This is a genomic window from Dactylosporangium sp. CA-052675, from assembly GCF_050947935.1.
Classification (GTDB): domain Bacteria; phylum Actinomycetota; class Actinomycetes; order Mycobacteriales; family Micromonosporaceae; genus Dactylosporangium.
Window position 1 is genome coordinate 2,914,656 of the sequence record NZ_CP192010.1, and the last position, 11,776, is coordinate 2,926,431.

Consider the following 11,776-nt stretch of genomic DNA (forward strand, 5'->3'; position numbering starts at 1 on the left):
TCATTGCTCCTTCTGGTTTCCCCTGTGGTTGTCTCGCAGCGCCCGCATGGCCCGGTGGGCGTCGGCGGCGAGCGTGGGATCGAGCAAAGTGCTGGAGTGGAAGTCGACCATCGCCTCGACCAGGCGCGTGTAGCCGTCCATGGCGAAGACGTCGGCGCCGAGGTTGCGGGAGACGTGGTCGTGCATGGCGAGCAGCCCGGACTGCATGCCGACGAGCACCGCCGCGAAGCCGCGCCGGTCCTGGGTGATGTCCGGCGCGAACTTGTCGATCCACTGCTCGGCGAGGAGCACCATGTCGTCGAACATCGCCGCGGCGGCGGGCGAGCCGTCGAGCAGGGCCCGGGTGACGTAGCGGTACATGAGCATGACCGTCGGGTGCACGGAGGGCATGAACCCGGGGCTGTCCATCTTCCCGTCGATGACGATCTCCGCCTTGATCTTCATCGACAGGTCGAGCACGTGCTGGTCGCACGCCTCGCGCAGGCCCTCCTTCGAGCCGAAGTGGTGGCGCAGCAGGCCGGGGGAGACCCCGGCGGCCTGTGCGATGTCGCGCACGGTGGTGCCGTCCATGCCCCGCTCCGCGAACAGGCGGATGGCGGCGTCCCGAATCCGGGCACGGGCCGTGAGGTCCTCGGACGCGGGATCGGTCATGCCGGATCACCCCTTGCTATACGTGCGTACAGCCGACTATACGCGCGTATAGTCGGCTGGCAAGAGGGGCCCGCGAGGGGGTTCCGGGGGGCCGGTCAGCCCCCGGCGGGGTCGAGCCGGTAGCCGGCCCCGCGCACGGTCCTGATCGCGGTCCGGCCGTATGGATGATCGATCTTCTTGCGCAGGTAGCCGACGTAGACCTCGACGATGTTCGGGTCGCCGTCGAAGTGCGCGTCCCACACGTTCTCGATGATCGCCGTGCGGCTCAGCACGTCACCGGGGTGCCGGAGCATGAACTCGAGCAGCGCGAACTCTCTCGCCGTCACCGATATCTCGTCGGTACCGCGGGTGACCCGCCGCTGCACCGGGTCCAGGTGGAGATCGCCCGCGCTGAGCACGACCGGCCGCTGCGGCGCCCCGCGCCGGATGAGCGCCCGCAGCCGGGCCACCAGCACCACGAACGAGAACGGCTTGGTGAGATAGTCGTCGGCCCCGAGATCGAAGGCGTCGGCCTGGTCGTACTCCCCGTCCTTCGCGGTCAGCATCAGCACCGGGGTCCACACCTGCCGCTGCCGCAGCTGCCGGCACACCTCGTAGCCGGACAGCCCCGGCAGCATGATGTCGAGCATGATCGCGTCATAGGCCCCGTGCGGCGTCTCGGTCGCGGCCCACAGCCCGTCCACGCCGGTGTGCACGAGGTCGACCGTGAACCCCTCCCCGCCGAGGCCGTCCCGGATCGTCTCGGCCAGGTTCACCTCGTCCTCGACCACGAGCACTCGCACAACGCCCACCTCTCCCAGCGCGAACCTCCAGACTCACACTGCGATCCTGAACCAATCCTGAACAGCGCGGGCGGTTCGGCCGGTTCCAGGGCCGCGGCCGTGCGGCAGCATCCCCGGACCCCTACGGCCATCGGGGCCGGCCGCTGAGCGGGTCTCAGGGTGCCGCGCGGTGCGCCGGCGGCTCGCGGAACTCGGCCGTCACCCGCCAGCCCCGCTCGCCCGGGCCGTAGGCGAGGGTGCCGCCGACCGCCGCCACGTCCTCGGCCAGGCTCGCGAGGCCGAACCCGCCGCCGCCCGGCTCGCTCGCGCGCCGCCCCGGCCCCGGCGTGCTGGTCAGCGCCAGCCGGACCGTCTCGCCCGCGCGGGTCACGGTCGCGTCGAGGCGGGTGCCGGGGCCGTCGTGGCGCAGGGCGTTCGTGGCCGCCTCACCGACGAGCCGGAGCGCCACCTCGCGCACGGCGGCCGGCAGGGTGTCGAGGCCGGTGACGCCGTGCGCCTCGAGGCCCGCCTCGCGCAGGGCGGCCAGGCGGCCGTCGAGCGTGGCGGCGGCGTCGCGCTGGGCCTCCTCGGCCAGGGCCAGGCGGACCTCGGCGAGGGCGGCGCGGCCGGCGCCCAGGACGACATCGAGGCGCTGCTCGTCGGCGCTCGTCAGCCTCGCCGTCGCGCGCAGGGCCTCGCCCTGCACGAGCATGACGGTCATCGTGTGCGCGAGCCCGTCGTGCAGGCGCCGGGCCAGCCGTTCCCGGGAGCTCGCGGTCGCCGCGGCCCGGTCCGCGAGGTGCCGTTCGAGGCGCAGCTGCGCGACCAGGGCCCGCTCGCGCAGCAGCACGCCCCGCTCGGCGCCGAACAGCCAGGTCACGATGAGCGCGCCCGCCGCGAGCAGCCCGCCCTCGACCGGGCCGTGGCGGATCGCGCCCGTCACCGTGACGAGCACGACCGCGCCGCCGCACACGCCCCACCGCACCCACGGCGAGCGGTGCGTGGCGGCGCCGTAGAGCGCGAGGGCGGCCGGCAGGTACCCGACCGCGCGCGCCATCCCGAGCAGCGAGTGCGCCGCGGTGGCCACGGCGATGACCGCGAGCGCGGCGCCCGGGAACCGGCGGCGCAGCAACAGCGGCAGCAGCTGCACGACCGCGAGCGGCACCGAGACGACCGAGTCCGAGAGCGCGAACAGCACGACGACCAGCGCGAAGAGGGCGAGGTCGAACGCGAGCGGCCTGCGCACCCGGGCTCCCCCTTACGATCGGACGGTGATCCGGCTCGTGATCGTCGACGACCAGGCCCTCGTGCGGGAGGGCCTGCGCCTGATCCTGGGCAGCCGGCCCGACATCGAGGTCGTCGCCGAGCTCGCCGACGGCGAGGCCCTGCTGAAGGCCGCCCCGGACCTGGCCGCCGACGTCATTCTCCTGGATCTGCACCTGCCCGGCCTGGACGGGGTGGCGGTGCTGCGCGCGCGCACCTTCGCCGCGAAGGTGCTCGTGCTGACGGCGGTCGGCAGCGCGGCCGACGTGCAGCGGGCCCTCGCGGCCGGCGCGGCCGGGTTCGTGCTCAAGGACGCGACCGGGGCCGAGCTCGCCGCGGCCGTGCGCGGGGCCCACGCGGGGGTGCGGCCGCTGAGCGCGTCGGCCGCCGAGCTGCTGTGGCCCAGCGCCGCGCCCGCCCCCGCCGCCGCGGACCTGAGCGTGCTCACGGCCCGGGAGCGGGAGGTGCTGCGGCTGCTGGGCCGGAGCAACCGCGACATCGCGCGCTCGCTCGGCCTGGCCGAACGCACGGTCAAGACGCACGTGAGCAACATCCTGGCGAAGCTGGCGGTGGACAGCCGCACCCAGGCCGCGCTGCTCGCGCAGCGACTACCCGACTGAGGGACCAAAGGACGAGACCGGCTACGCCCTTCGCCGCTTCCCGCCCGGTTCCGGCCCTGGCAGGGTTGCGGCGATGCGACGGCGTTGGATCATCCTGGCGGTGGTGGTGCTGTGCGCGGCCGCCCTGGTGCTCGGCAACCGATCGACGGCCGGCCCGCGCGACGGCCGGCCGTTCCTGCTCGCCCATCGGGGCCTGGCGCAGACGTTCGACCTGCACGGCGTCGAGGCGGACACGTGCACGGCGACGCGGATCTTCCCGCCGCAGGTGCCGTACCTCGAGAACACCCTGCCGTCGCTGCGCGCCGCGTTCGACGCCGGCGCCGACGCCGCCGAGATCGACGTGCAGCTGACGAGCGACGGGCAGCTCGCGGTCTTCCACGACGCCCTGCTGGAGTGCCGCACGGACGGCACCGGCCCGGTCGGCGCGCACACCATGGCCGAGCTGCGCGCGCTGGACGTCGGTCACGGGTACGCGGTGCACGGCACGTTCCCCTTCCGGGGCAAGGGTGTCGGGCTGCTGCCGACGGTGCCGGAGGTCTTCGCGGCGTTCCCCGGCCGGGAGCTGAAGCTGGACCTGAAGCGCGACCAGGCGGCCGACGGCGAGGCGGTGGCCGCGTTCCTGGCCACGCTGCCCCCGGCGCGCCTGTCCGCCGTGACGGTGACCGGCGGCGACACGGCCGTGGCCGCGGTGGCGGCCCGCCTGCCCCAGGTCCGGACGTCGTCGAGGGCCATCATCAAGGGCTGTCTGCTGCGGTACGCCGGGGAAGGCTGGACGGGCCACGTCCCGTCCTCGTGCCGCCACCGGGAGCTGATCGTGCCGATCGGGTACGGCAAGTGGCTCTGGGGCTGGCCGAACCTGTTCGTCTCCCGCATGCGCGCGGCCGGCACGCGCGTGGTGCTCGTGCGCTCCGTCGGGGACTGGTCCGCCGGCTTCGACACCGCCGCCGACGTGGCCGAGCTGCCGGAGGGCTGGACGGGCGCGGTCTGGACCAACCGCGCCGACGTCGTCGCCCCCCTCCTGCGCCGCTGACGCGCCCGTTGCCGTCAGGACCGGACGGCGGGCCGCAGCACCTCGGTGCACCACTGGCGGAAGGTCGTCGGCGTGCTGCACCGCGCGGTGCGCTCGACGTGCCCGTTGCCGTCAGGACCGGACGGCGGGCCGCAGCACCTCGGTGCACCACTGGCGGAAGGTCGTCGGCGTGCTGCACCGCGCGGTGCGCTCGACGTGCCCGTTGGCGTCAGGACCGGACGGCGGGCCGCAGCACCTCGGCGCACCACTGGCGGAAGGTCGTCGGCGTGCTCCACCGCGCGGTGCGCTCGACGCCGTTGTCGAGGCCCTCGTCCTTGGCCACGGCCATGTCCAGCATGGCCTGCGCCATCGGCTCGGAGAGCCCGCGGCCGACCAGGCCCGCCTTGAACGTCTCGCCGGGGATCCGCCGGTAGCGCACCGGGCGCCCGAGCACGTCGGCGATCGTCGCGGCCATCTCGTCGTAGGTGATGTCCTCGGGGCCGAGCACCGGCACCTCCTCGAAGCCGGTCCAGGCGTCGTCGAGCAGCAGCCGGGCGGCGACCGCGGCGATGTCGCGGGTGGCGACGGCCGGGGCGGGCAGGTCCGGCCGCGACGGGCCGGACAGCACGCCCTGGGCCGCGATCGGCTGGAGCTGGCGCAGCGTGTTGTCCATGAAGGAGGGCATGGCCAGCGCGCGGTACGGCACCCCGGTCGCCGCGATCAGGTCGTCCATGGCGAGCGTCGCGGTGACGTGCCCGGCCCGGCCCGCGACCGGCGTGCCGCGGCCGAGCGCGGAGACGCCGACCACGCGGCCGGCCGCGCCCGCCGCGAACGCCTCGACGGCGGGGCGGGCGAAGCCGGAGTACGCCTCGTCGACGGAGCTCGCGCGCGGGTCGGCCGGCACGAGCCAGAAGACCGCGTCGGCGCCCGCGAACGCCTCGGCCACGACGGCCGGGTCGGCGTGGGAGCCGCGGACGATCTCGGCCCGTCCGGCGACCCCGGGGGCGAGGCGCGCCGGGTCGCGGGCCACGACGCGCACGGGCGCGCCGGCGTCGAGGAGGTGCTGGACGAGCTGCCGGCCGATGTTGGCGGTGGGTGCGGTGACCACGATCATGCGTGCAGTCAACGCCGATCCCTCGCGCGGCTGAAGGACCGATCCCGTCTCGATTGATACCCTGGCGATATGAGTGAGCTCGAGACGCGGCAGCTGCGGTACTTCGTCGCGGTGGCCGAGGAGCGGCACTTCGGGCGCGCGGCCGAGCGGCTCGGGATGGCGCAGCCGCCGCTGTCGCGGGCCATTCGCGAGCTCGAGCGGCAGCTGGGCGTACAGCTGCTGGAACGCACGACGCGGCAGGTCGCGCTGACCGCGGCCGGGGCGGCGCTGCTGGACGACGCCCGGGTCGCGCTCGACGCCGTCGCGACGGCGCAGCGGCGGGCGCGCCGGGCCGGGCAGCCGGTCCAGTCGCTGCGGCTCGCGCTCAAGGCCGACTACGACGCCGGGCTCCTGCCGCGGGTGCTCGACGCCTTCGACGCGATGCCGGTCGAGCTGCTGCTGGGCGGGCACGGCGAGCAGGTGCAGGCCCTGCACGACGGGCGGGCGGACGTGGCGCTGCTGCCGACGCCGTTCGACGCGCGCGGCCTGGACACCGAGCCGCTGATCACGAGCCCGTGCGTGGCGGCCCTGGCGGCCGCGGATCCGTTGGCGGCGCGCACCTCGCTGCGCCTTGCGGACCTGGCCGGGCGTCGCCTGCCGGACGGCTCCCCGGCCGAGCGCGGCCGCATGGCGCCGGTGCCGGGGCGCTCGTTCGACCTATCGCAGATCTTCAACCTGGTCGAGGTGAGCGGGGTCGTGTGGTTCCTGCCCGAGTTCGTGGCGGCGCGGTTTCCCCGGCCGGGCACGGCCTTCCGGCCGGTGACGGACCTGGAGCCGGTGACGCTGACGGTGACGTGGCCGTCGGCGTCGCGCTCGCCGGCGGTGGCGGCGTTCGTGCGGGCCGCGCAGGCGGCGGTGTCCGGCGCTCAGCCGGTGATGTAGCCGACGAGCGGGGCGTCCTGGGTCACGCAGGCGGCGGGGGTGAGGACCTCGGAGGCGGTGCCGCCGTCGGTGCCGGTGCGGAAGGTGCCGGGGGCGCCGGTGCAGGAGATGGCGGTGTAGGTGATGCGGACGCCGCTGGGGTCCCAGGCGGGGTCGGTGCCGGTGCGGTCGCTGATCTGGTGCTGGTCGGTGCCGTCGGTGTGCATGAGCCAGATGGTGTCGTTGTGGACGTAGGCGATCTGGGTGTTGTCGGGGGAGAGGGTGGGCTGGCGGCTGACGTCGTCGGTGGTGAGGCGGGTGGTGTGGCCGGCGTGCTTGAGGTAGATGGCGCCGTGGCTGGCGTAGACGGTGGGGGTGGTCGCGTTGCTGGTGCTGGTGCTGGTGCTGGTGCTGGTGCTGGCGCTGGCGCTGGCGGTGGCGGCGCTGGCGGTGGCGGCGCTGGCGGTGGTGGTGCTGGCGGCGGCGGTGGCGGTGCCGGCGAAGGCGGCCGCGGCGGCGGCGATGCCGGCCAGCGCGAGCGTGTGCTTGATGGTCTTGGCGTTCATCCCTGCCCCCAGTGTGTGTCGCGTCCGTGTGACGCAGGGACCATCGGCGCAACCGTCCGGCACCTGAAGAAAACCGTCCGCGAACCCGGTGTGACGGATCCCGGCGGTGCGCCTCACAGCCGCGTCGCGGCGCGGACGAGGCCGGCGACGGCGCGGGAGCGGCTGTGCGGGGGCCAGGCGATCAGCGTGGTGATCTCGGGGGCGTCCAGCAGGGGCACGGCGACCAGGTCGCGGCGCAGGTGGGTGCGGGCCGAGTCCGGGAGCACGGCGCAGGCGCGGCCGAGCGCGATCAGCTGGTACAGCTGCGAATTGCCCCTCACCTCGGGACCCCGCCCCGGCCTGTAGCTGCCGTCCGGCTCGGGCCAGCGGGGCAGCGGCAGGTCCGGCAGGTCGGCGACGTCGGCCATGCGCAGGCTGGGCGCGGTCGTGAGCGGGTGCCCGGCCGGCAGCACCACGACCTGGCGCTCCACCGTGAGGACCTCGGTGTCGAAGCCGGCGGGCTCGTCGTAGGGCAGGTGCAGCAGCGCCACGTCCGCGCGCCCGTCGCGCAGGAGGCGTTCCTGCTCGCCGATGCCGCACAGCTGCACGTCGACGGGGACGGCACCGGGCTCGGCGGCGTACGCGTCCAGGAGCTTGGCCAGCAGCTCGCCCGAGGCGCCGGCCTTGGTCACCAGCACGATGCCGGGCTCGGGCGCCGCCGCCCGCCGGGTGCGCCGGGCCGCCGCCTCGACGGCCGCGAGCGCCGCGCGCGCCTCGCGCAGCAGCACGCCGCCGGCCTCGGTCAGGGCGACGCTGCGGCTGGTGCGCTCCAGCAGCGTCACCCCCAGCCGCCGCTCGAGCTGACCGATCGCGCGCGACAGCGGCGGCTGCGCGATGCCGAGACGGGCGGCGGCGCGGCCGAAGTGCAGCTCCTCGGCGACGGCGACGAAGTACCGCAGTTCCCGGGTCTCCAGATCGATACCGCCAGGGTATCGCGGGCGACCGTATCGGTGTTGGCGCCCGGCTCCGGCCCCGGTCAGGCTCGACCCATGAGCGAAACGAAGGTCGCGCTGGTGACGGGCGCGAACAAGGGCATCGGGTACGAGATCGCCGCCGGGCTGGGCGCGCTCGGCTTCCGCGTGGGCGTGGGGGCCCGCGACGCCGCGCGCCTCGCGGACGCGCTGGCCAAGCTGGAGGCGGCCGGCGTCGACGCGTTCGGCGTGCCCCTGGACGTCACCTCCGACGAGAGCGTGACGGCCGCGGCGGCGTCCCTGGCGCGGCTCGACGTGCTGGTGAACAACGCGGGGGTGACCGGCGGGATGCCGCAGCAGCCCACCCTGGTCGACCTGGACGCCATCCAGCGGGCGGTGGACACGAACGTGCTCGGCGTCGTACGCGTGACGAACGCGTTGCTGCCGCTGCTGCTGCGCTCCCCGTCGCCGCGCATCGTGAACATGTCGAGCTCGGTGGGCTCGCTGACGCGGCAGTCGGCGGGCGACGTGGGCCCGCTGTCGGCCGCCTATGCGCCGTCGAAGACCTTCCTCAACGCGGTGACGCTGCAGTACGCCAAGGAGCTGCGCGACACGAAGGTCCTCATCAACCTGGGCTGCCCCGGCTACTGCGCCACGGACCTGAACGGCTTCCGGGGCGTGCGCACCGCGGCCCAGGGCGCGGCGATCGCGATCCGGCTCGCGACCCTGCCCGACGACGGCCCGACCGGCGCCTTCTTCGACGACGAGGGCGTCGTGCCCTGGTGACGCCGCCCATCCGGCCAGGACTGCCCGCCGTCGTGGACGGCTGAGCGGTCAGGCGGGCGGCCTGCCGGTCGCGGCCGCGGCATCGGCCTCGGCCTGGCGCAGCGCCCCGGTGGCGCTCGTCAGTCTCCAGTGCGGGGCGAGCACCGCGCAGAGCAGCGTCGCGGCCAGGTCCCGCGCCGGCAGGCCCAGGCGCTCCGCCTCGGCGAACAGCTGCCCGCGCACCGTGGCGACGCAGGCCCGCGGCCAGTCGGTCCCGGCGGGCGCCGCGTCCGCGAGCCGGCGGCGGCTCTCGTCGAGCAGCTCGGCACAGGGGGGTCGTTGATTATCATTATCGAGAATGATAATGTTGTGCCATGGAGATGCCACCGGAGCGATGGGCCGAACTGGCCCTGCACCCGGTGCGGATCAGAATCCTGCGGGCGGTCGCGGGTGCCCGGCTGACCACGCACGACCTGGCCGGGCTGCTGCCCGACATTCCGCAGGCCACGCTGTATCGGCACCTGGCGACGCTGGTCAAGAACGGGCTGCTCGACGTGATCGAGGGGCGCAGGATGCGCGGCGCCGTCGAACGGGTCTACGCGCTGCCCGCGCACGGCGCGACGCTGGACGCCGCGGCCCTGGCCACGGCCACCCCGCAGGACCATGCGCGCTACTTCACGGCGTTCGTGTCGAGCCTGCTGTCGGAGTTCTCCCGCTACCTCGCCCGGGAACGGATCGACTTCGCCGCCGACGGTGCCGGCTACCAGCAGCTCGTGCTGCACCTGACCGACGCCGAACTGGCCGCGTTCGCCGCCGGTTTCAGCGCGCTGGTCGGCCCGTTGCTCGGCAATGAGCCGGGCAACGGGCGGACACCGCGGCTGCTGGCGACGGTGCTGATGCCGGCCGACCATCCGGTCGGCGGCGGCGACAACGAGCAGGGGCCGGTGGACGGCTCCGGCCCGGCGAAGGGGGACGAGTGATGGCAGTGCTCACGGTCACCGGCGATGCGATCGACATCCGCTTCACCGGATGGGAGCGGGTGTGGACCGGGCGGGAGCGGCTCGCGCTGCGTCTCGGCGCGGTGCGGCGGGTTGCCCAGGTCGACGACCCGCTCCGGCTCGCCCGCGGCGCCCGGCGGGGGTTCGTGGTGTCCGGCTTCGTCAAGATCGGCGTCTGGGGCTTGTTCGGCGGTCCCCGGCAGCTCGTGGCGGCCCGCCGGGGCGAGCCCGGGCTGCACCTGGTGCTGGACCGGGCGGCGGCCGGCGGCGAGTTCGACGAGGTCGTGCTCTCCGGCCCGGCCGCGCCGGGCCTCGCGGCGACGATCCGGCGCGCCATGGCGGCCCGGGCATGAGCGGCGACCGCCTGGCCATCGAGGTGTCGCGCCTGACGAAACGGTACGGTGACGTGACCGCCGTGCGCGATCTGACCTTCACCGTGCAACCCGGTGTGGTCACCGGGTTTCTCGGCCCGAACGGCGCCGGCAAGACGACCACGATGCGCATGGTCACCGGGCTGGTGTCGCCGACCAGCGGCACCGCCACGATCGGCGGGCAGCCCTATGGCCGGCTGGCCCGGCCGTCGCGCACGGTCGGCGCGGTGTTCGACCCCGACGCGTTCCACCCCGGCCACACCGCCCGCGACCACCTGCGCGTCTACGCGGCCATGGCCGGCTGTCCGGACAGCCGGGTCACGGAGCTGCTCGACCTGCTCGGCCTCGCCGAGGCGGCCGACCGCCGCACCCGCGGGTTCTCCACCGGCATGCGGCAACGGCTCAACCTCGCCACGGCGCTGCTCGGCGACCCCCGCGTGCTGCTGCTGGACGAGCCCGGCAACGGCCTGGACCCCCAGGGCGTGTCGTGGCTGCGCGGCCTGCTGCGCCGGCTGGCCGGCGAGGGCCGCACCGTGCTGATCTCCAGCCACGTGCTCAGCGAGATCCAGCAGCTCGTGGACGACGTGGTGGTGATCCGGCGCGGCGAGCTCGTCGCCGCCGGGCCGTGGTCCCGCATCGCCGGCCCGCCGTCGGTGCTGGTCGCCTCGCCTGACGCCGAAGCCCTCGCCTCCGCCCTGCGCGAAGCCCCCGCCCAGCGGGCCGTCCCCGCCCAGCGGGCCGACCCCGCCGGCGCGTCCGTCGAGGCCGGCGCGTCCGTCGAGGCCGCCGGGCCCGGCCGGCTGCGGGTGCGCGGGCTGGACGCGCCGGGCATCGCCGACCTCGCCGCCGCCCGCCGCCTGCGCATCCACGAACTGGTCACCGAGAGCGCCGGCCTCGAGCGGCTCTTCCTCGACCTCACCACCGACAAGGCGGCCACCCGATGACGCATCGCTTGATCAAGGCGGAGTTCCGCAGGCTGCTGGCCACCCGGATGTGGGGCGGCCTGCTGCTCGCCGCCGCGCTGCTGGGCGGCGGCATGATCGGCGCCATGGCGCTGGTGGGCCCGGAGCACTTCGAGCCGCCGATGCCGGGGCTGGACACCGAGGCGGGCCTGCGCTCGATCCTCGGCATCCTCGGCATCACCGCCTTCGTGCCGGCCGCGGCCGGCACCCTCGCGGTCACGTCCGAGTACCGGCACCGCACCGCCGCCGTCACCTTCCTGTTCGCGCCGCGCCGCGGGCAGGTGCTCGCCGCCAAACTCGCCACCTACACGGTCGCCGGCCTCGCGTACGGACTCGTGCTGGCGGGCACCGCCGCGGTGGCCCTGTTCACCGTCGCGGCCGCCCGCGGCATCGCCCTCGGCCTGCCGGCCGCCACCGTGCTGCAGCTGCTCGCGCGCATCGGCGTGGCGATGGTGGTGTACCTGCTCGTCGGAGCCGGCATGGGCGCCCTGATCCGCAACCAGATCGTGGCCCTGTGCGTCGTGATCGGCTATCTGTACCTGGGCGAGCCGGTGCTCATGATGATCCCCGGCGCCAACGCGCTCTACCCGGTCCTGCCCGGCGGGGCCACCGCCGCGCTGACCGGCTTCACCTACCTCGCCGACGCCATGTCGGCAGAGCTCGGCAGCGGCACCGCCGGCCTCCTGTCACCGGCGGCCGGCGCCCTCCTGCTCGCCGCCTACGCGCTGACCGCCTCGGCGATCGCCGTCATCGTGCCCATGCGCCGCGACATCACCTGACCGGCCCGGCCCAGGGCTACGGGTTCGCCCGTCTGCCGGACACCTGAAGGCGATCGTCTGTCCCGGC

The 11,776-nt window shown here is 75.0% G+C and carries 15 protein-coding genes; 8 read left to right on the forward strand and 7 right to left on the reverse strand.

The features are described from left to right. The 3 genes from ACQP1P_RS13145 to ACQP1P_RS13155 form a co-directional block, all read right to left on the reverse strand. A complete protein-coding gene (locus tag ACQP1P_RS13145) occupies positions 1–651 on the reverse strand; it encodes a helix-turn-helix domain-containing protein (RefSeq protein ID WP_433086403.1) in 651 nt (216 codons plus the stop codon). 95 nt (positions 652–746) lie between these two features. Continuing rightward, on the reverse strand, positions 747–1,433 hold the full coding sequence (locus ACQP1P_RS13150) for a response regulator transcription factor (RefSeq protein WP_433086407.1): 687 nt from the start codon (positions 1,431–1,433) through the stop codon (positions 747–749). A gap of 154 nt (positions 1,434–1,587) precedes the next feature. After that, positions 1,588–2,658: a sensor histidine kinase gene (locus ACQP1P_RS13155; protein WP_433086409.1), complete on the reverse strand. Its 1,071-nt coding sequence runs from the start codon at positions 2,656–2,658 to the stop codon at positions 1,588–1,590. 25 nt (positions 2,659–2,683) lie between these two features. On the opposite strand from ACQP1P_RS13155, the gene ACQP1P_RS13160 reads away from it, so the two are divergent. Beyond that, entirely contained in the window at positions 2,684–3,295 is a 612-nt protein-coding gene (locus ACQP1P_RS13160) for a response regulator (protein WP_433086411.1), read from the forward strand. A gap of 73 nt (positions 3,296–3,368) precedes the next feature. After that, positions 3,369–4,325, forward strand: a complete 957-nt coding sequence (locus tag ACQP1P_RS13165) for a glycerophosphodiester phosphodiesterase family protein (protein ID WP_433086413.1) — start codon at positions 3,369–3,371, stop codon at positions 4,323–4,325. Between the two features lie 208 nt (positions 4,326–4,533). Here the strand turns inward: ACQP1P_RS13165 and ACQP1P_RS13170 are convergent, their stop codons facing one another. Beyond that, positions 4,534–5,430 carry an NAD(P)H-binding protein gene (locus ACQP1P_RS13170; RefSeq protein ID WP_433086415.1) on the reverse strand — a complete coding sequence of 299 codons (897 nt, stop codon included), beginning with the start codon at positions 5,428–5,430 and terminating at the stop codon, positions 4,534–4,536. A gap of 57 nt (positions 5,431–5,487) precedes the next feature. Between ACQP1P_RS13170 and ACQP1P_RS13175 the strand changes: the two genes are divergently transcribed. Further along, positions 5,488–6,339 (forward strand): LysR family transcriptional regulator, encoded by an 852-nt coding sequence (locus ACQP1P_RS13175; protein WP_433086417.1) that lies wholly within the window; start codon positions 5,488–5,490, stop codon positions 6,337–6,339. Here the strand turns inward: ACQP1P_RS13175 and ACQP1P_RS13180 are convergent. Together ACQP1P_RS13180 and ACQP1P_RS13185 are read right to left on the reverse strand one after the other, a co-directional pair. Next, positions 6,324–6,884 (reverse strand): TolB family protein, encoded by a 561-nt coding sequence (locus tag ACQP1P_RS13180; protein WP_433086419.1) that lies wholly within the window; start codon positions 6,882–6,884, stop codon positions 6,324–6,326. The genes ACQP1P_RS13175 and ACQP1P_RS13180 overlap by 16 nt on opposite strands. 113 nt (positions 6,885–6,997) lie before the next feature. Then, entirely contained in the window at positions 6,998–7,837 is an 840-nt protein-coding gene (locus tag ACQP1P_RS13185) for a LysR family transcriptional regulator (protein ID WP_433089989.1), read from the reverse strand. A 75-nt stretch (positions 7,838–7,912) separates the two neighbouring features. On the opposite strand from ACQP1P_RS13185, the gene ACQP1P_RS13190 reads away from it, so the two are divergent. Then, entirely contained in the window at positions 7,913–8,620 is a 708-nt protein-coding gene (locus ACQP1P_RS13190) for an SDR family NAD(P)-dependent oxidoreductase (protein ID WP_433086421.1), read from the forward strand. A 48-nt stretch (positions 8,621–8,668) separates the two neighbouring features. Here the strand turns inward: ACQP1P_RS13190 and ACQP1P_RS13195 are convergent, their stop codons facing one another. Further along, the gene (locus ACQP1P_RS13195; protein WP_433086423.1) at positions 8,669–8,986 is read right to left on the reverse strand and encodes a hypothetical protein; all 318 of its coding nucleotides are present in this window, start codon (positions 8,984–8,986) and stop codon (positions 8,669–8,671) included. On the opposite strand from ACQP1P_RS13195, the gene ACQP1P_RS13200 reads away from it, so the two are divergent. From ACQP1P_RS13200 to ACQP1P_RS13215, 4 genes are read left to right on the forward strand one after another with little or no spacing between them, the layout of a single operon-like run. Continuing rightward, the gene (locus tag ACQP1P_RS13200) at positions 8,974–9,579 is read left to right on the forward strand and encodes a helix-turn-helix domain-containing protein (RefSeq protein ID WP_433086425.1); all 606 of its coding nucleotides are present in this window, start codon (positions 8,974–8,976) and stop codon (positions 9,577–9,579) included. The two genes, ACQP1P_RS13195 and ACQP1P_RS13200, sit on opposite strands and share 13 nt — an antisense overlap. After that, a complete protein-coding gene (locus tag ACQP1P_RS13205) occupies positions 9,579–9,950 on the forward strand; it encodes a hypothetical protein (RefSeq protein WP_433086427.1) in 372 nt (123 codons plus the stop codon). The genes ACQP1P_RS13200 and ACQP1P_RS13205 overlap by 1 nt, the downstream gene beginning before the upstream one ends. After that, positions 9,947–10,912: an ABC transporter ATP-binding protein gene (locus tag ACQP1P_RS13210; protein ID WP_433086429.1), complete on the forward strand. Its 966-nt coding sequence runs from the start codon at positions 9,947–9,949 to the stop codon at positions 10,910–10,912. The genes ACQP1P_RS13205 and ACQP1P_RS13210 overlap by 4 nt, the downstream gene beginning before the upstream one ends. Continuing rightward, positions 10,909–11,709 carry an ABC transporter permease gene (locus tag ACQP1P_RS13215; protein WP_433086431.1) on the forward strand — a complete coding sequence of 267 codons (801 nt, stop codon included), beginning with the start codon at positions 10,909–10,911 and terminating at the stop codon, positions 11,707–11,709. Before ACQP1P_RS13210 ends, ACQP1P_RS13215 begins: the two co-directional genes overlap by 4 nt. The last annotated feature ends 67 nt before the right edge of the window (positions 11,710–11,776 follow it).

What these genes read in the sequence shown, in the direction of transcription:
- ACQP1P_RS13145 (WP_433086403.1), bottom strand. Translation starts at nt 651, where the DNA reads ATGACCGATCCCGCGTCCGAGGACCTCACGGCCCGTGCCCGGATTCGG.
- ACQP1P_RS13165 (WP_433086413.1), top strand. Translation starts at nt 3,369, where the DNA reads ATGCGACGGCGTTGGATCATCCTGGCGGTGGTGGTGCTGTGCGCGGCC.
- ACQP1P_RS13175 (WP_433086417.1), top strand. Translation starts at nt 5,488, where the DNA reads ATGAGTGAGCTCGAGACGCGGCAGCTGCGGTACTTCGTCGCGGTGGCC.
- ACQP1P_RS13180 (WP_433086419.1), bottom strand. Translation starts at nt 6,884, where the DNA reads ATGAACGCCAAGACCATCAAGCACACGCTCGCGCTGGCCGGCATCGCC.
- ACQP1P_RS13190 (WP_433086421.1), top strand. Translation starts at nt 7,913, where the DNA reads ATGAGCGAAACGAAGGTCGCGCTGGTGACGGGCGCGAACAAGGGCATC.
- ACQP1P_RS13200 (WP_433086425.1), top strand. Translation starts at nt 8,974, where the DNA reads ATGGAGATGCCACCGGAGCGATGGGCCGAACTGGCCCTGCACCCGGTG.
- ACQP1P_RS13205 (WP_433086427.1), top strand. Translation starts at nt 9,579, where the DNA reads ATGGCAGTGCTCACGGTCACCGGCGATGCGATCGACATCCGCTTCACC.
- ACQP1P_RS13210 (WP_433086429.1), top strand. Translation starts at nt 9,947, where the DNA reads ATGAGCGGCGACCGCCTGGCCATCGAGGTGTCGCGCCTGACGAAACGG.
- ACQP1P_RS13215 (WP_433086431.1), top strand. Translation starts at nt 10,909, where the DNA reads ATGACGCATCGCTTGATCAAGGCGGAGTTCCGCAGGCTGCTGGCCACC.